We start from the raw sequence: 17,955 nt of genomic DNA on the forward strand, positions 1-17,955 counted from the left end.
ACGCTACTCTAGTGACAATCATTTTCATTAACCGCCACCGCGTAGGCATTCGCGCACGGTGGGCAGGGGCCGCTGGACTCGGCGGTGCGGGAACCCGCGCTGTCGAGTCGGCCACGAAGGGCACAAGGAGTTCGCGCCATGACACCGTCCACCGACACCGAGTACGACGTCGCCATCCTCGGAGCCGGGATCGCCGGTAGCACCCTGGGCGCCATCCTGGCCCGTCACGACGTGCGGGTGCTGCTGATCGACGCCGGCGTCCACCCGCGATTCGTGGTCGGGGAGTCCACGATTCCGCACGCGACCACCACGATGCACATCCTCGCCGAGCGCTACGACATCCCGGAATTCGCGCACCTGGCCAACTTCCAGGACACCGCCGAGCACGTGAGCACCACCTGCGGGCAGAAGCAGAACTTCGGATTCGTCTACCATGAGCCGGGCCGCGCGCCCGACCGGGACGCGGCCAATCAGGTCGTGCTGGCGTCGTCGTACCGCCGCGCCGAATCCCATTGGTTCCGCCAGGATATCGACGCCCACGTCTTCAATCTCGCCGTCCGCTACGGCGCGACGCCCCGATTGAACACGCGGATCAGCGACATCGACGTCGATCCGCAGCGCGGGGCCGAATTGCGGACCGCCTCCGGCGAGACCTTCCGCGCCCGATATCTGGTGGACGCCACCGGTTTCCGGTCCGTGCTGGCCGACCGGTTCGGGCTGCGCGAGGAGCCCACCCGGGCGCGCACGCATTCGCGGTCGCTGTTCACCCACATGATCGGCGTGCGCCCCTTCGACGAGGTGACGCCGGTGCCGTACGGGCAGCCGAGCCGGTGGCACAACGGCACGCTGCACCACGTCTTCGACGGCGGCTGGCTCTGGGTGATCCCGTTCGACAATAACGACAAGTCGCACAATCCCCTGTGCAGTGTGGGACTCACGCTCACCGGGGACGCGGTCTTCGACGACCGCGCCGCGCCCGAGCGCGAATTCGCCGACTTCCTCGAACGATTCCCCGCCGTCGCGGCACAGTTCCGCGACGCCAAAGCCGTTCGGCCCTGGGTGAGTACCGGGCGATTGCAGTACTCCGCGTCGAATACCGTCGGTGACCGGTTCTGTCTCACGGCGCAGTCGGCAGGCACCATCGACGCGCTGTTCTCGCGCGGACTCGCGAACTCCTTCCAGACCGTGAACGCGCTGGCCTGGCGGCTCATCGACGCGGCGCGCGCGAACGACTGGTCCACCGAGCGGTTCGCCGGCGTGGACGCGGTGCAGCAGCGGATGTTCGACGTGCACGACGATCTCGCCTACTCCTCCTACGTCGGATTCCGCCACTACCCCCTGTGGGACGCGATCGTGCGGGTGTGGCACACCTACAGCTTCTATTCGGATGCGGCCCTGGAACATTCGCTGTCCCGCTACCTGGGCAGCCGCGACGACTCGATCTTCCGGAACCTGGAGCGCAACGACTCCGCGCTGGCGAAGGCGCTGTCCGAGCTGCTGGCCACGGCGCGCACCACCTGCGAGGCGGTCGACCGCGGGGAGCTGGCGCCCGACGCCGGCGCGAAGGCGATCGTCGACCGGATCAACGAGCAGCGGTTCTGGCCCGACTACCTGCCGCACGGCAACCCCGACGTCAAGTACTTCGACATCAGCCAGGACGTCGCCATGCGGTTCATGCGCTGGTCCCGCACCGACGCGCCCGGGTTCATCAGGGACTCCTTCTTGTGAGATCCGCGCACACCGTGCGCCCACACCGCGGGGATCCGGTCGCGACGGCGGCCGCCGTCGCCGCGTCCGGGCTGCTCACCGACTACGTCGTGTACGAGCGGCCGGGACGCTGGTTCGTGGCGGGCAACCCGATCGGTGCGGTGCGCGTCTATCGCGACCGGGTGCACTCGACGCTCGGTGGTGAGTACACCGAACCCGCGAACGGCAGGCCGTGGGCGCAGATCCGGGACGCGCTGCACCGCGCGCCCACGCCGCGCTGGCGCGCGTACGGCTGGGCGGGTTTCGAACTCGGCCGGCCCGGCGCCGTCACCCACGACGGCGCCCTCGCCCACTTCATGGTGCCGGGCGTGGAACTCGAGATCACCGGCACCACGGTCGAAATCCACAGCTACGACACGTCATTCGACTTCGAACCCGAGGCGCTGCGCGCCGTCGACGGCGTTGCGGCCGCGGTGCGGACCGACGCGATCGACACCGGCTACCTGCGGCGCGTCCGGGCCGCCCTGGGCCGGATCGGGGACGGCGAATTCCAGAAGGTGATCCTGTCGCGCCGGGTCGATCTGCCCTTCGCGGTGGACATGCCCGCCACCTACGCGGCGATCCGCCGCGCGAACACCCCGGCCCGGTCGTTCCTGCTGGACCTCGGAGGCTGGCAGGCCGCCGGGGTCAGTCCGGAAACCGTGGTCGAGGTCGACGCGGGCGGTCTGGTCGCGACCCGGCCGCTGGCCGGGACTCGCGCCCGCACCGGTGACGCCGCGCGCGATCGCGCCCTGCGGGATCAACTGCTCGCCGATCCGAAGGAGATCTACGAGCACGCCACCTCCGTCCGGCTCGCCTGCGACGAACTCGGCCGGGTCGGCGGAGACGCCCGCGTCCGCGACTTCCTCGCGGTCGCGCAGCGCGGCAGCGTGCAGCACCTCGCCTCGCGCGTCGAGACACGGCTGCACGCCGGGCGGACCTGCTGGGACGCACTGGAAGCCGTGCACCCCTCGGTGACCGCGTCGGGCATCCCCAAGGCCGCCGCGCGCGCCGCCATCGGCGACCTCGAACCCGGTACGCGAGATCTCTACAGCGGCACCGTCGTTCGCGCCGACAGCGCCGGAAACCTCGACACCGCACTGATATTGCGCGCCGTCTACCAGCGCGCGGGCCGCAGCTGGCTGCGAGCCGGGGCGGGCGTCGTCGCGGGCTCGGCGCCCGAGCGCGAGCACGAGGAGACGTGCGAGAAACTCGCGTCCCTCGCGCCCTATCTCATCCCCGCGCGCTGACCTCTCGGCAGGCCGCCCGTCGCCCGCTCAGCAGGTCGGATCCACACTTGCCGGCCAGGTGATCCACCGAATCACCCACTGCTGATACAGCTTTCGGGTCAGATGCCGGAGCGGTCGGGCCGTGGCTCCCTATCGACAGCCGGTTCCCGGTCGGCCCGCGCGCGGTGCTCCGGATAGATCAGCGACAGCACGACGCCGGTCATCGCGGTAGTGACCAACGCCATCACCACCATCAGCGAATACAACTCGGTGTCGAGCACACCCAGCCCCAACCCGACGGTCAGCACGATCAGTTCGGTCAATCCGCGGGTGTTGATCAAGGTGGCGAGCACCGCCGAATGACGCGGCGGAATGCCGTGCACGCGGGCGCCCACATAAGCGCCGATTCCCTTGCCCCCGATGGCCACCAGCAGAATCAGGACCAGTTCCCCGAGCGCCGTCGCGCCGACACCGGAGAGGTCGACTTTCAATCCGGCGACCGCGAAGAACACCGGCAGCAGCAGGAGCGAGGACACCCGCCACACCCACGGCAGCGCCCATTCGCGCACCCGCCGTCCGTATTCGCGCGGCATGGCCGCTCCGAACAGGAACGCGCCGAAGATCAGATGCAGCCCCATCCACTCGGTCACCGCGGCCGAGAGGCCCAGGCCGACAGCGACAGCGATCACCACACCGACGCGGCCGACCCAGGTATCCCCCGCCTGCGCGCGCCGCTCGCCCAGCCTGATCAGCATCGGCCGGAGCACGAACAGCAGGAGCACCGCGAACGGCACGACGAGCATGATCTGCCACAACCCGGTCGCACCGCCGACCAGCGCGGCCACCACCGCGAGCAACGTCCACGCCACCACGTCGTCCAGGGCGGCACAGGTCACCGCCAGCGCGCCGATCGGCGTGCCCAACAGATCACGGTCGGTGAGGATGCGCGCCAGCACCGGAAAGGCCGTGACCGACATCGCGGTTCCCAGAAAAAGAATGAACGCCAACCGATGCTCGGTGGGATGCCGCTGGAACAGATACAGCGCCAGCAGCGCACCGAGCGCGAACGGGAACACGATCGAACTCAGCGCCACGCCCGACGCGATGCGGCCCTGCCCCCGCAGGAGCTTCTGATCCAGCTCCAGCCCGACGAGGAACATGAACACCACCACGCCGATCTCGGCGAGCACGGTGAGCGACGGACGGACCTCCGACGGGAACAGCGACCGGGTGAGCTCGCCGCCGAACAGCGTGGGCCCCAACAGGATTCCCGCGAGGATCTCCCCGATCACCGCCGGCTGCCCGATGCGCCGCACCGCCCAGCTGAGTACTCGGGCCGCCGTGACGATGACGATCACGGCCGCGATCAGGCGCAACAGAGTATCCGGAGCCATCGGCGCCCCTTCGCAGGTCGAGGTGTGAACGCGCGGCGCGGACACCGCATATCGCTAATGATAACGCTTTTCATTAACGCTGGACACACCCGACTCCGATTGCGGGAGACCTGATCAGGCCGAAGGCGGCGCCTCGGACGCGGCGCCGGACTCCCCCGAACACCCCGCGCACACCCCCTGCATACCGATGCGGAACTCCAGGTCGCCGAAGCCGTGCGCGTGCGCGAAGTCCGTCAGGAACCCGATCACCTCGGCCGCGTCGACGGGCTGCGCCCGACCGCATCGCTCGCACAGCGCATGATGCCGATGCCCGCCGGCGGGCGCCCTCCGGAAGCGCCGGACGCCGTCCCCGTCCCACATCGCCATGACCATTCCTTCTTCCACCATGCGGCCGAGGTTGCGATACACCGTGGCCCGGCCGATCCGGACGACTCCGGCGCTCCGGACGCCGCGGAACACGTCCTCGGCCGTGAGCGCACGACCGTTCTCGCCCAGCACGGCAAGGATGGCGTTGCGCCGGACTCCAGCGCCCCGCGAGTACGCGCGCACCTCCCCTCCGCCTCGGATCTCAGCTGCCGGAGGCGGTGCGCGAGGCGCGTGGCGCGGTGGCGGTGTCGGCGTCCGGCTTCGGCGCGGTGTCGGCGCCACGCGGAATGGACAGGCAGGCGAGAGCACCGAGGGCGACCAGTCCGGCCGCGCAGAGCAGGGCGGCACTGTAACCGGCGCTCGCCGCCGCGACGCCGGACTCGTCCGAGCCGCTGGTCACCGAGCCGGCCAGCGTCGCCAGCGCGGCCAGTCCCAGCGAGCCGCCCAGCAGCCGGGAGCTGTTGAGCAGGCCCGAGACCATCCCGGCGTCCTCCTGCGGGACACCGGTCGTCGCCGCCCCGCCCATCGCGACGAAACCGGCGCCGAGCCCCAGGCTCGTCACGATCGACGGCCCGAGGATGTCGGACAGGAACGTGCCGTCCGGACTGCCGAGCGAGAACCAGGCGATGCCGAGCGCGCCGATCAGACCACCGGTCACGAGCAGTGCGCGGGGGCCGAGGCGGGGCAGCAGCTTGGTGGCGATCGCCATCGCCACCGCCGATCCGAGGCAGAAGGGCAGGAACGCCACACCGGTGGCGAGCGCGTCGAAACCGAGCACCTGCTGCATGTGCAAGGACACGAAGAAGAAGCTGGCCAATTGGCCGCCCGTGACGAGCAGCGCGAACACATTGGCCGCGACCACCGCCCGGTGCCGGAACAGATCCAGCCGCATCATCGGATCGATCGCGCGGCGTTCGACCAGGACGAACGCCGCCAGAGCGGCCACACCCGCGACCGCGGGCCCCAGCGTCCACGGCGAACTCCAGCCCTCCAGCTCGGCCATCGACACACCGAACACCAGCGACGCCATACCCGCCGTGACGAGCACCGCCCCGGCGACATCGATCCGGATGCCCATCTGCGGCCGCTGCTCCGGCAGTCGCAGCACGGCCACCGAGCACGCCAGCACGATCGGCACGTTGACGAACATCACCGCACGCCAACCCCAGATCTCGGTCAGCACACCGGAGAGCACCACACCGAGCGCACCGCCGATCAGCGTGGCGCCCGCCCACAACCCGAGCGCCTTCGAACGACCTTGTCCCTCAGGGAAATACACTGTCACCAGCGCCAGGGCGGCCGGAGCCACCAACGCCGCGCCGAAGCCTTGCAAGGCGCGCGCCGCGATCAGCACACCGCCGTTCGGCGCGAGACCGCCCAGCACGCTCGCGATCCCGAACAGGCTCATCCCGATCACCAGGACGTGCCGCCTGCTGAACAGATCGCCGAGCCGCCCGCCGGCCAGCAGAAAACCGCCGTACAGCAGGACGTAGGCCGTGACGACCCAGCTCAGGGCGGCGTCGGAGAGGCCGACGTCGGCCTGGATCGCCGGGAGCGCGACATTGACCAGGGAGAGATCGAGCGAAACGAGGAACTGGATGCCCGCGACGCACGCCAGCACCCAGCCGACACCTCGGGGAAGCTGCGCCGAACGGGACTCGGACGCGGAAGTTTCGGCCACGACAACCTCATTTGTGCAGTGAACAAATAGACGGTGGATAGGCTAACAGAACACAACGCCGAGGTGGAGGGTCCGCATGAGCGCAACCGCATCGAACGCCCGCCGCGACCAGGCGGTCCGGCGCGCGCGTGGGCCGCGTACGGGCGCCGACGAGAGCCCGCTGACCGCGCACGACATCGTCGCCGCGGGCGTGCGGCTCACCGCCGCGCGCGGCCTGGCCGGCTGGTCGACCCGCGACCTCGCCGCGGAGGTCGGGTGCTGGCCGACCGCCATCGTGCACCGCGTCGGAGCCCGCCACGACGTCGAACTCGCGGTGGTCGACGCGATCGTGCGCCAGATCTCGCTGCCCGCACCCGATCTCACCTGGCGACCGTGGTTCACCGCCGTACTCGACGCCCTGCGCGTGACGCTCACGGCGCACCCCGGCGTCGCCCGCTGGCTCGGCATCGCCGCGCCGCTGGTCCCCTCCGTGATCACCCTGATCGACACCGGAGTGGCGAAGCTCGCCGACGCGGGACTAGGCGACGAAGCGCCCGCCGCGCACATCACCCTCCTCAACACCGCCGTCCACCTGATCGCCGCCGAAGACGAACGCGACGCCGACCCGAAACTGCTCGCCTCCCTCGGCGAAAGCCTTGTCGCCCTGCGGGATTCCCCCGACCACCCGGGGGCCGCGCGCATGGCCGCCGCGCTCACCGGCGGCTTCCATCGCGACGAGATCTACCGCTACTGCGTCGATCGCGCCCTGGACGGTGTCGCGACGCGCATCGCGGCCGTGGGATCGTTCCCCGGACGAGCGGACGGACCCGAGCCGCCGGTCCGCGCGTAGGCGGCAGGGGTCGCCGGCGCGGGCGTTCCGCGATCGACGGTCTACGGCGCCGGATTCCGGCGGAGTGGGCGCCGGACCGGAATCGGATTCGATCAGCGCCCCGCAGCGGCAGACTTCCGACGCAGCCTCGGGGCCGGCTTCTGGCTCGCTGGTGCCATGTCGCACAACGTTGGGGGTAGTCCGGCCGCCGGATCTTGGAGCCGACTGCGAGGTCGCGTATCGGTCCGGTGCTGTTGCGCCAGCGGACGTAATCGCCGATCGCGGCGTCTTGTTCTCCTGGCGGTGGTGGCCGGTGCCATCGAGGGCGAAGTACCGCAGCGCGGCGAACTCGCAAATGAACCTGAATCCCCCGGCGACTCCATGAAACCGGGGGAAGACCATCTCCGGACGTGCCGGGGGATTCATCACCGCCACAGGCGTTTCGCGTTGTTCCGGCCTGATGGGCGTGCCATTGGGCCCTGACCGCCAGGATAGGCTTGGGGGATGACAGGTGCTGGAGTGGATCTCGGGCAGTTGTTCGATGTCGGCCTGTTCGCCATCGATGACGAGCAACGCCGGCTGATGGAGACCGCCCGCGCCGAGTTCGTCACACATGGATTCCGTCGAACGTCGGTCGGTGATATCGCACGCAGCGCGAAGGTGTCCCGGCAAACGGTGTACCGACGGCTCGGCGACAAAGACGACATCGTCCGCACCGTGACCGTCAACGAGGTCGTCACGTTCTTCACCGCGATCAGCGAGCAAGTGCTCGCCCACGATACCCCGGCCGATCGTGCCGTGGAGGCATTCGCACTCGGGGTACGCGAGTGCAGAACGAATCCATTGATGGCGGCGTTGCGGCAGTTCGAGCCGGATACGCTGCTGTCACTGCTCGCTGATCAGGCGTCGGCTCTCGAACCGGTCCGCGCACTGATCGCGATCGCGATCGTTGCCGACGACATGCCGATGGACGCCGCGCTACGCGCCGCCGATCTCATGCTGCGGCTGACGGCCTCGCTGCTGATGGTGCCCTCGGAGATGGTGCCGATCGAGACGGATGAACAGGCCAGAAGGTTCGCCGCGACCTACTTCACGCCGCTTATCGAGGCAGCCAAGTCCGATCAGTGCTGACCGCCGGCCCAGCGGGGCTCGACACCGCCTCGGACTGCTCAGCGAACTGCGATCCGCAGACGCACACCGGCGCCGTCGCCCGACATCGCCAGTGCTCGCGATATCAGGTCACTCAGGTCTACGCGTGACACGGCCGTCGTCGCCGTCGAAGCCAGCGGCTCGAATACCGGTAGTAAGGAACGCAATTCGGGTCCTAGTACGTCGAGCTCGTCCGAGAGTCCTTCCAGGAACGGCACCAACCCGGTGCCGGTGCGATAGGTCTCGGGGAAACCATCGCCCCGCATGAGGTGTTCGAGATGTTCGACGACCTCGCGCACTCGTTCGCCGAACTGGTCCCAGTATGGTCCACCCTCGATCATGCTGTGCGCGACCGGGTCCAGCGTCATACCGACTTCCTGTATGTCGGTGAGCAGACCGCGCAGTTGCGGCAGTCGGCTCAACAGGGTCGCGGCTAGCAACTCCCCCGCGTAACCGATGCGCGGAAGCAGATCCTCGATTTCGCGCATCCCGTCGAGCACGGTGGTGGTGAGGTCGCGTAGCTGTGTGGGCTCGAGTTGATCGAGCAATCCGCTGATGACCGTGGCCATCTGAGCGATGGACAGCGGCGGCGACACGCGATCGGCATCAACCTGTTGTCCGTCGCGCAGGTACGGGCCGCCGACCGCTTCGGGGATGAACTCGAGATAGGGCTCCCCCACCGCGGAGAGTGCCTCGATGCGCGCGGTGCTATCGACCGGGATGCGGTAGCGCTCGGCGACCCGCAACCGCACTTCTACTCCGTTGACGAGATTGTCTACCGCCACCACCTGTCCGACCTCGATCCCCGACATCAACACCGGCGAACCCGAAAGCAGACCACCGGAATCGGGTGCGGCCATGGTGACTGTCATGTATTGCCGGAACCAGTCCACGCGCACCACCCCGAACGCCAGATAGGCCGCACCGAGTACGAATATTGCGAGAATCGCGCCCAGTGAGAGCACGGGACCCGGCTTCACCGGACGACCCCGATCATGCGGAGCGCGGAGACGAGCACATCCAGTCCTTCCTCTCGCGACAGTACGTCGGGGGGGCGCCCCTCGACCTGGACGCCGGTGACCGCCACTACGGGGCCGCGTTCGATGAACGGCAGCACTCGGTTCTCCAGCAGATCGATCAGCAGCCGCACGTTGGCCGGCACCGACAGATCCACCGACGCCGCGCCGAGCACCATCGGGAGGAACGCGCCGGCGGCCTCGTCCCCGGCCGCGGCGAGCGGCGCCAGCCACGTCACGGCATCGGCGACGTTGTCGAGTTCGCCGAGAATGCCGAGCAGCCGGGCCAGTGAGCCGGTCGCTGCGGCAACCTGGCCGGCACCCGGCTCGGAAAGCAGTTCGCGCAACACTTCGGCGTTGGCGAGGATGACCTCGGTATCGGCGACGGCCGCCGCGGCGAACGCATCGAGGCGGTCGAGGTTGCCCGCCAGGTCTGTCAGGTTCGCCGTAATGGTCTCGGCGATCCGACCGGTCTCACGCCGGTCCCGCGGCAGGGCGCTGTTCACGCGGTGCACGATGTCCTGCATGGTGAGCAGGGCGCCACCGTTGGTGAAGGTCGCCAGACCGGCGAGGGTGTCTTCGATCGACAGGGGCGGCTCGGTATCGGCTATCGGGATCGTGTCGCCGGGCGATATCAGCGGCCCGACCGCCCCGGCAACGCTGGTGAGCGCGATGTGCATCTCCCCCAGGACAGTATCCTGACGTAGCCGCGCCCTGGTACCGGCGGACAGTTCGACGGTCGCTTCGATATCGAGGTCGGCGACGACGTGGCCCGGCCGGTGAGCGGTAGGGGCCACCACAGTGACACCGGCGAGGGTACCGATTTCGGCGCCGTCAGCCATGACCTTGGCCCGAGCCGGCAGGTTCAGGACGTCGCCGAACTCGATATGGATGCGGTACGTCGGTCCGGCGATTCCGGTGCCGGGCACCGGAATCGCCGCCGGATCGAATCCGCACCCGGCAACGATCGTCAGGGCGGCCAGCACGGTGGTCCACAGGCATGCGCGCGGTGGTCGGCGTGTCATCGGGCGCTCACCAGCATCGTCAGTAGATCGGCCAGGGTGACCGGCGCGCCCGGCGCGCAGACAGGCCCGTGAACAACCCCGCCGCCGCACAGGGCGTCGGGCGCCGAGGCAGGCAGGGCCACGGTCGGGGACCGATAGGTGAGCACGACTTCGCCGGTCGCCGGATCGGTGACGCGGTCGAACGCCTGGATCAGGGCGGGGACGAGTTCGGTCGAGGCGCGCAACGATTCCGCGTGCCCGGCGACAAGGCGCAGCGCCGGGACGGTTGCGCCCAGCCCGCCGAGAATCGCGTCTCCGTACAGTGTCGTGATCTCGTTGGCCATCGGAAGCAGGACAGCGAGGCTGTCGATCAGTCCCGAGAGCCGAGCGAAGATCTCGTTGTTGATTTGGTCGAAGACCCCGGGGAAGCGTGTCAGCACCGAGGTCAGCTCCTCCCAATTGGCCGATACGCTCGCCGACAGTGAACTGAGTGCGTCGATAAGCGATCCGACCGTGGCCACCGACGTCTCCGGCGCGTCGGCCAGTTCCCCCAACTGGGTGATCAGGCGTTCGAATTCGGGACCCGTTCCCGCCGCCGCGGCGTGCACTGCCGCCAGCGCATCGCCGACCACGTTCGGCCCTCCGGGAGTCCCGCCGAGTTCGCCCACGAGGTCCGAGGCGGCCTGCATCGTGCGGGAGATGCTCAGGGGCGTCAGTGTCCGCGCGATGCACCGGTCGGAATCCCATTCGGTCCCGCCAGGGGAATCGGACAGCACAGCCAATCTACGGTCGGCGGTCAAGGTATCGGCCACTGTGGTCGCGCCGACCTCACCGCGCAGCGGTCGCTCGGCATCGACGGTGAAATCGACACGAACGCCGGCACCTTCGTGCGCGACCCCGGTGACGGTCCCGACAACGAGGCCGCGCAGGGTGACATGGCTGCCCGGGTACAGGCCGATCGCATCCGGCATCGTCGCGCAGTACGAACGCATCGGCTGCACCGGTCCGGTGACCACGACATATCCCACAACTGCTGCCACCGCGGCGACCACAGCGCCCACCAGCGTGACGAACCCCTTGGAGCCGACGAAGCCGTGCACCGTCAGCACCCCCTTCCGGCCACCGGGACGCAGATGCCCGCGGGGTCGGCCACCTGGTCGGCGAATCGAGCCACTCGCAGACCTAGATCGTGCAGGCCGACGATGCTCACATCGAGGCGCCTGCCGAGTTCCTGGAGGTCGGGCATCGCAGCGGCGAGTTCTTCGACCAGCGGCTGCAATGTGCCCCGGTATGCGGGCTCCAGCGCCGCGATACGCGACAGGAGTCGGATCGTCAGCGGTAGAGCGGCGTTGATCTCGTCGCGCTTATCGATGAGGATCGTCTCTACCTCGCCGATGCGCGCAACCAATCGGCCGATGACCGATTTCGCCGAGTCGAGCATGCCGATGTATTCGTCGGCCATCGCCAGCGCGGCCGTGACATCCTCGCGTTGCCGGTTCAACACCTCCGTGAGCGCACTCGCCGCGTCCAATACCCGCCGCAGTCCGTCCGGGTTGTCGCCGAGCGCACCGGACAACGTGGTGAGGCTCCGTCGCAACGCGCTCGCGTCGAGATCGGCGACCGGCGCCTGCGCATCCTGGAAAACTCGGATGAGGCTGTAGGGCAGGCGGATTCTCTCCGGAGGGATCGCCCCGTCACCCAACGGAGCATCGCCTGCGGGAAGCACGGCGACGTAGTGACCGCCGATTGCGGTGAGCATGCGCACCTCGAGCGAACTCGCGTCTCCGAGCGTCGTTCCATCGTCGACAGTGAAGCTCATCCGAACGTGTTCGTCGTCCATCCGCAGCGCGGTGACCTCACCGACCGGGATTCCCGCGATGCGTACGTCGTCGCCCACCCGGATTGCTCCGGCGTCCGGCAGCAGGGCGGTGTAGGTCGTTTTACCCCACGGCAGTATGTATACCGCCGCGCACAGCGCAAGCAATGCCGCCACCGCGAGTCCGCCGAGCAGTCCCGAACGCAACTCACGCCGATCCGGTGTCGAGACCGCCCACCACCGGGCCGGGAACCGCGACCGGTGCCATTGGAATCGCCCAGTCATCGCTTGCATATCGAAATCCTTTGCCCACCGATGAGTATCGCCAATGGTTCGGGGACCTCGGCGGGTCCGTGACCGCAAACCGACAACGCCTCCGGGACCGGTACCGCCGCCCCGAGCGACTGCAGCAGTGCGGGTATGCGCGCCAGCAGATCGCGGGTCGCGGCCGGGTCGGGGATGAGCTCGCGCAGTCGCCGATCGAACTCGTCTGCGCGCTCCGGCGCCAATCCCACCGACGCGGCCAGCCGGTCGAGCGGCTCGAACAGAGAGGGAATCCTCTCGGAGTACTCCACGACCCCGTCGAGTTCTCCCTCGAGAACGGTGAATACGTCGGCCAACGCGGTGAACAACGTCACCGTATGCGGCGAGCGCCCGACCAGCTGATCGGAAAGCAGTCGTAGATTCCGCAACAGTGTCGACAGCACGGCCTGCTGATCGACCGCGTAGCCGCTCAGCTCCTCGACGGCCTCGAGCGCGGGGCCGATCCGCGCCTCGTCCCCGTCGAACAGCGCCAGCATGTTCTCGGCGAACCTGTTGACCGCCTCGGGCGACATCCTGGTGAGCACGGGCTGTAAACCGTTGAACAATGCGGTGATATCGAATGAGCCCAGGGTGTGTTCGGTCCCGATGACGGCGCCCTCGGCGAGTTCGACGCCCGGGTGTGCCGGCTGCCGCAGATCCACGAAGCGCTGCCCGGTGAGGTTCTGATACCTGATGGCGGGCACGGTCTCCTCGTAGACCGGATGCTCACGCCGCACGGTGAAGCGCACCTCCGCGAGGTGGTCGCGCAGCCGCACACTGCCGACCTTGCCGACCTGCACCCCCTGCAGGCGCACATCGTCACCGGCGCGCAGCCCGCTCGCATCGGTGAACAATGCTGTGTACGCCCTGGTGTCGCCCGCTACAGGCCGGTCGATCACGGTGATCACCCCGCCGAGCAACGCGGCCATCACCAAGGCGAAGAGCCCGGTCCGCCAGGCGCCCGCGGGTATCCGGGTCATCGCGGCGCTCCCGCCGTGGGTGCCGGTGATCCACCCAGTATGGGCACCAGATCGAGTGCGAGGTCTACGGTCGGCACCGGACCGTCGACGGTATCGATGAAGGCTCCACCGAGACGTTCGATCAGCAAACGCAATTCGGCGCCGGACTGCTGCGGTGCCGAGACGATCCGCGCGACCGCTTGGAGCAATGGCGTGACCAGATCGGCGTAGCCGCCCACTCCGCGGTGTGCGGTGCGGCCGATTCTCGTCAGCGCGGGGAACAGTTCGCCGGTGAGGAAGTCCACCGAGCCCTCGAACATTTCCCGGTCGGAACGCAGAACCTCGATCTCACCGAGATTGTGCAACAGGCCGACACCCCCGTCCACCAGTGAACCCAGTCCGTACAGCGCCGAGGTCGCGGGATCGATCAGGGTGGACAACGGCTGCCGCTGGGTATCGGCCATGAGCCGTCCGAGTTCGACTGCCGCCTGCACCATCGGCAACAGCACTGTCAGCTCGTCGGAGGACCGCATCACGAGCTCGGTGAGGTCGGGGGTCAACGCCTCACCGGTAAGCGCGGCGAGCCGGTCGAGCAGGACCCCGACCGAGGCATCGTTGACTCGTCCGGGCGCGGTCAGATCCAGGACCATGCCCTCCCGCAAGGCCGGGCCGCCGGCGCCCCGGCGCAGCACGATCTCGGTGATACCGAAGAAATTGCCCGCCGTGTAGTCGACGGTGAGGTTGCCGGTCAATCCGAGGACTCGATCGCCGTCCAAGACGACGACGATGCCCCGCTGCCGATCCAGTACGTCGATGCGGTCCACAACACCGATGGTGACGCCGTCCAGACGCACGGTTGAACCGGGAGCGATACCGGGCCCGATGTGATCGGTGCGCAACTCGACCCGGATACGACCGTCGGGGAGTTCGCGGTCGACGCGCAGGAGAAGCGCCGAACCCGCGACCACCATCACCACGGTCAGCAGGCCGAGAATCCGTGCACCACGCCGCTGTACGGCGGTTCCGGGCAATCCGTAGACGGGCACGGCGCTCACCCCGTGAACTCGACGGCCGTGTCGATGCCCCACAGCAGCATGGTGGCGAGCATGTCCAGGGCGATGATCGTGACGAAGCTGGCCCGCACCGCACGGCCCGACGCCAACCCGACACCTTCCGGACCGCCGCTGGCGAAAAACCCGTAGTAGGCGTGGATCACGATGGTGACCGTCACGAACAGCAGCACCTTGATCACCGCCGCGATCACGTCCCATCCGCCGACGAACTGGAAGAAGTAGTGGTCATAGACGCCGCGGGACTGGCCGTGCAGCAGGACTACCACGGCGGCGCAGCTGAGGTAGGCCATGATCAGCGCCACCAGAAAGGTCGGCACGATAGCCACCGCCCCCGCGATGACCCTGGTGGTCACCACGAACGGAACCGACCGCAGCCCCATCGATTCCAGCGCGTCGATCTCCTCCGAGATGCGCATCGCGCCGATCTCGGCGGTCATCCGGCATCCCGCCTGCGCCGCGAAACCGATACCGGCCGCGATGGGTGCGAGCTCACGGGTGTTCGCGAAGGACGAGATGATGCCGGTCAACGGTCCCATGCCGAGGATGTCCAGCATGGCGAACGCTTCGACACCGGTGCCGGCGCCCATCACGATGCCCAGCACCACCAGCGTCGGCACCGCACCACCGCCGACGATGAGCGAGCCACGGCCCCAGGTCATATCGGTGATGCAGCGCACGGTCTCACCGCGATACCGGCGTATGGTCAACGGGATCGACGACATCACCTGCCAGCAGAAGGCGACGGCGAAACCGATCGCGTCGATCCACGCCAGCGGCGCGCCGAGGCCGCACCGGTACCTCCGTGTCCATCGGATTCCCTTGGGGGCGTAGCCGCTGGCGGTCATGCCACACGCACCGGCAGGAACATGGTGACCAGCTGCGTCGCGGCTACGTCGACCACCGCGATGGACACGACCGACAGCACAACCGCGCCGTTCACACCGTCGGCGACGCCGCGTGGACCGCCGCGCGCCTCCAGGCCGCGCTGGCAGGCGATTACAGCAACCAGGAAGCCGAACAGCATCGCCTTCCCCAGCGAGATCCAGACATCGGCCAGAACGGTGAAGGAGCCGAACGACAACCAGTACCCACCCGAGGTGACCCCTTGCACAGTCACCGCCATCGCATAGCCAGACGCGATTCCGACCGCCATGATCAGAACGTTCAGCAACGGCGCCACGATGACCGCCGCCACCACACGCGGAACAACCAGGCGCGGGATGGGATCGATTCCCATCACTCTCATCGCATCGATCTCGTCCCGAATGGTCCGCGCGCCCAGATCCGCGGCGATTGCCGATGCGCCCGCACCTGCCAACATCAACCCGGTCGCCAGGGGCGCACCGCGCTTCACCACGCCCAGCCCACCCGCGGCGCCTACCAGTGAATCGGCGCCGAACTGCTGGATGAGGTTGCCCACCTGGACCGAGACGATCACCCCGAACGGGATCGCCATCAGAATGGCGGGGACAGCGGTAACCGTGATCAGGTACCAGCTCTGCTGCCACATCTCCCGCCATTGGAAACGGCGGGTGACCAGGTCAGCGACCGCCACACAGACCGCATGAACCGCAAGCTCCACGGCTCGGCCGAATGTGCGGATCGCACCGAAACCGGTATCGGTGACGGATCGGACCGCAGTGCCGAACAGCGTGGCCTGTTCCGGAGCGCCAGGAGCGGACAGACTCATCGATCTCACTTTCTTTCCCCGGGGACGGTGGCCGTCATCGCTACAGATCCAGCACAAGCCGGGTGAGGCGACCCGGCTCCGCCACACATACGCGAACGCCGAGATACCCACGCTTCGACACCATCCCGACGGGGGGCGATCCCGCAGCGAATTCCGCTGCAACGACCTCGATCTCACAGGAGCCGCAGATACCCGAGCCACACAGCGACCGGACCGGAACCCCCAGGTCGGTGAGAGCCTCCAGAACAGTCGAGTGGCCAGGTACCGTCAAACTCGCACCGGTGCGCCGCAATTCGACGACGAGACCGCCGGGCTCGGGGTGTTCGGGCCCGTCACGGCGGGCCGCTCGCGCACTCACCGGACGGGGCACACGGCGAGGCCGGCGGCGGTTCCGTCGTGTTGGTCGTACGGTGTGCCGTGTACACCGACCCGCGCGGCGAGATGCCTCGTAATCCGGGTGTTCATCCGCCATGCCGGATCGTCGCCATCGGTTCGGCGGCGCATCCGGGAATTCGCACCCGGTATCCGATCGTCAACTCGGCGCAACAACACGTTGGTCCGGGCGACTGCCCCGGTGAGCCACGACCAGGGTTGTACCGGCACCGACCGCAAGACGGTGCCCGCCAGCAAGGCCCGAACGAGGGGCTCAGTGCTGTAGTACGACATCAACCCCACCACCGGTGCCGCCGCGGCCATCCGCATCCGGGCACGCGGGCCCGGATGCTCCAGCGACGCGGTAGCCGCCTTGGCCATTCCATCGGTCCACTCCGGCGCGGAACCCGCTGTGGCGACCATGTAATCCGACATTTCCATGGCTTCGAGCGCATTGGCGGGAATCAGTTCCTCGGCTACGCCGAACACGGAGGCGATATACGCCCAGTAATGCGCTACGGCGTCGAAGTCGGCCATGATGTGGCGGCGGCCGTGAACGTGATCGAAGCACATCGGTGAGATCCCGAAGGTGACCGCCGCACCCATCATGGTCGCGTTGGAGATCGGGTTCCCGTGAGAGGCGAAATGCTGGTCGCCCCAAACCTTCCTGAGTCCCGCACGCACTTGAGCGTGCATGAGGCGCACCCGTACGGTGTCCTTGAACACCGGGGACCACCGCGCCAAACCGTCGGGTCTGGTTACGTTCCAGAACCATGTCGCGGTCTCGAGACTTCGACGGTAGGGATCGTTGACGAATCGGCCCGTCGCACCGGTCGCCGAAGCGACCTCGGCACCGACGAAGGTACCCATGAAGTCCTGGACACCCATGGCCAGTTTGCCGGAGGTGGACACGTTGATCCACAGGCGCCGACCGTGCTCCCACAGCTGCGGGTCGTACCACGACGGCGGTGTGTCGAGCTGGTCGAACAACGCGACCAGCTCGGCGGGCGGGTCGTCGACGGCGTCGATTCCGTGGTCGAGTGCCGTCTCCAGCATGCGCCTGCCACGGGCCGTGCCGATCCGCCCGAATGCCTCTACCACCCCGTCCATCTGCTCGTCCCCCTGCCACAGGTGATCCGCCATCAGACGGGTACGCGGCGTGTCGACCGGCTCCGGACGGACATTTATCCAGGGCGAGAGCATCTTTCGGCGCGCTTCCCACCAGAGCTCGGACGGGATGGCGCGAGGCGGCGCGGGACGCAGCGGTTTTCCGGGCCGATAGTAGTAGTCGAACGGATGTTTCTGCGAGGCAATGACGGCGGAGCCGTCCTCGTCGGTCTGCCGCATCG

The 17,955-nt window shown here is 68.2% G+C and carries 17 protein-coding genes; 4 read left to right on the top strand and 13 right to left on the bottom strand.

Annotated features, from left to right (window positions below; genetic code table 11):
• The first annotated feature begins 138 nt into the window (after window positions 1–138).
• Entirely contained in the window at window positions 139–1,728 is a 1,590-nt protein-coding gene (locus OHB21_RS32075) for an NAD(P)/FAD-dependent oxidoreductase (protein WP_228788472.1), read from the top strand.
• The gene (locus OHB21_RS32080) at window positions 1,725–2,996 is read left to right on the top strand and encodes a salicylate synthase (RefSeq protein ID WP_195124444.1); all 1,272 of its coding nucleotides are present in this window, start codon (window positions 1,725–1,727) and stop codon (window positions 2,994–2,996) included. The genes OHB21_RS32075 and OHB21_RS32080 overlap by 4 nt, the downstream gene beginning before the upstream one ends.
• A gap of 98 nt (window positions 2,997–3,094) precedes the next feature.
• Here the strand turns inward: OHB21_RS32080 and OHB21_RS32085 are convergent, their stop codons facing one another.
• From OHB21_RS32085 to OHB21_RS32095, 3 genes are all read right to left on the bottom strand, one after another.
• On the bottom strand, window positions 3,095–4,369 hold the full coding sequence (locus tag OHB21_RS32085) for a cation:proton antiporter domain-containing protein (RefSeq protein ID WP_195124445.1): 1,275 nt from the start codon (window positions 4,367–4,369) through the stop codon (window positions 3,095–3,097).
• Between the two features lie 114 nt (window positions 4,370–4,483).
• Complete coding sequence (locus tag OHB21_RS32090; protein WP_067514486.1) at window positions 4,484–4,918, bottom strand: Fur family transcriptional regulator; 435 nt, start codon at window positions 4,916–4,918, stop codon at window positions 4,484–4,486.
• A 19-nt stretch (window positions 4,919–4,937) separates the two neighbouring features.
• The gene (locus OHB21_RS32095) at window positions 4,938–6,416 is read right to left on the bottom strand and encodes an MFS transporter (protein ID WP_324191875.1); all 1,479 of its coding nucleotides are present in this window, start codon (window positions 6,414–6,416) and stop codon (window positions 4,938–4,940) included.
• A gap of 76 nt (window positions 6,417–6,492) precedes the next feature.
• Here OHB21_RS32095 and OHB21_RS32100 point away from each other — a divergent pair, with 76 nt between their 5' ends.
• A complete protein-coding gene (locus OHB21_RS32100) occupies window positions 6,493–7,245 on the top strand; it encodes a TetR/AcrR family transcriptional regulator (RefSeq protein WP_113974900.1) in 753 nt (250 codons plus the stop codon).
• A gap of 498 nt (window positions 7,246–7,743) precedes the next feature.
• Entirely contained in the window at window positions 7,744–8,355 is a 612-nt protein-coding gene (locus OHB21_RS32105) for a TetR/AcrR family transcriptional regulator (protein WP_195124446.1), read from the top strand.
• A gap of 38 nt (window positions 8,356–8,393) precedes the next feature.
• Here OHB21_RS32105 and OHB21_RS32110 read toward each other — a convergent pair whose 3' ends face one another.
• Genes OHB21_RS32110 through OHB21_RS32150 form a run of 10 tightly spaced genes read right to left on the bottom strand, consistent with a single transcriptional unit; the run spans window position 8,394 to window position 17,953 of the window.
• Window positions 8,394–9,353 carry an MlaD family protein gene (locus OHB21_RS32110; RefSeq protein WP_067509403.1) on the bottom strand — a complete coding sequence of 320 codons (960 nt, stop codon included), beginning with the start codon at window positions 9,351–9,353 and terminating at the stop codon, window positions 8,394–8,396.
• Window positions 9,350–10,414, bottom strand: coding sequence for an MlaD family protein (locus OHB21_RS32115; RefSeq protein WP_170160683.1), 1,065 nt, complete (start codon window positions 10,412–10,414; stop codon window positions 9,350–9,352). Before OHB21_RS32115 ends, OHB21_RS32110 begins: the two co-directional genes overlap by 4 nt.
• Entirely contained in the window at window positions 10,411–11,493 is a 1,083-nt protein-coding gene (locus OHB21_RS32120; protein ID WP_195141949.1) for an MlaD family protein, read from the bottom strand. The genes OHB21_RS32115 and OHB21_RS32120 overlap by 4 nt, the downstream gene beginning before the upstream one ends.
• Before the next feature lie 2 nt (window positions 11,494–11,495).
• Window positions 11,496–12,503, bottom strand: a complete 1,008-nt coding sequence (locus tag OHB21_RS32125) for an MlaD family protein (RefSeq protein WP_195126423.1) — start codon at window positions 12,501–12,503, stop codon at window positions 11,496–11,498.
• Window positions 12,491–13,492, bottom strand: coding sequence for an MlaD family protein (locus OHB21_RS32130; RefSeq protein ID WP_067509411.1), 1,002 nt, complete (start codon window positions 13,490–13,492; stop codon window positions 12,491–12,493). The genes OHB21_RS32125 and OHB21_RS32130 overlap by 13 nt, the downstream gene beginning before the upstream one ends.
• A complete protein-coding gene (locus OHB21_RS32135; RefSeq protein ID WP_067509412.1) occupies window positions 13,489–14,526 on the bottom strand; it encodes an MlaD family protein in 1,038 nt (345 codons plus the stop codon). The genes OHB21_RS32130 and OHB21_RS32135 overlap by 4 nt, the downstream gene beginning before the upstream one ends.
• Complete coding sequence (locus OHB21_RS32140) at window positions 14,523–15,389, bottom strand: ABC transporter permease (RefSeq protein ID WP_195124449.1); 867 nt, start codon at window positions 15,387–15,389, stop codon at window positions 14,523–14,525. Before OHB21_RS32140 ends, OHB21_RS32135 begins: the two co-directional genes overlap by 4 nt.
• On the bottom strand, window positions 15,386–16,234 hold the full coding sequence (locus OHB21_RS32145; RefSeq protein WP_067509415.1) for an ABC transporter permease: 849 nt from the start codon (window positions 16,232–16,234) through the stop codon (window positions 15,386–15,388). The genes OHB21_RS32140 and OHB21_RS32145 overlap by 4 nt, the downstream gene beginning before the upstream one ends.
• A gap of 40 nt (window positions 16,235–16,274) precedes the next feature.
• Complete coding sequence (locus OHB21_RS37670; RefSeq protein WP_147265712.1) at window positions 16,275–16,706, bottom strand: 2Fe-2S iron-sulfur cluster binding domain-containing protein; 432 nt, start codon at window positions 16,704–16,706, stop codon at window positions 16,275–16,277.
• The gene (locus tag OHB21_RS32150) at window positions 16,589–17,953 is read right to left on the bottom strand and encodes an oxygenase MpaB family protein (protein ID WP_195124451.1); all 1,365 of its coding nucleotides are present in this window, start codon (window positions 17,951–17,953) and stop codon (window positions 16,589–16,591) included. Before OHB21_RS32150 ends, OHB21_RS37670 begins: the two co-directional genes overlap by 118 nt.
• Between the last annotated feature and the right edge of the window lie 2 nt (window positions 17,954–17,955).

It is taken from the genome of Nocardia puris (assembly GCF_036051655.1).
Lineage (GTDB): Bacteria > Actinomycetota > Actinomycetes > Mycobacteriales > Mycobacteriaceae > Nocardia > Nocardia puris.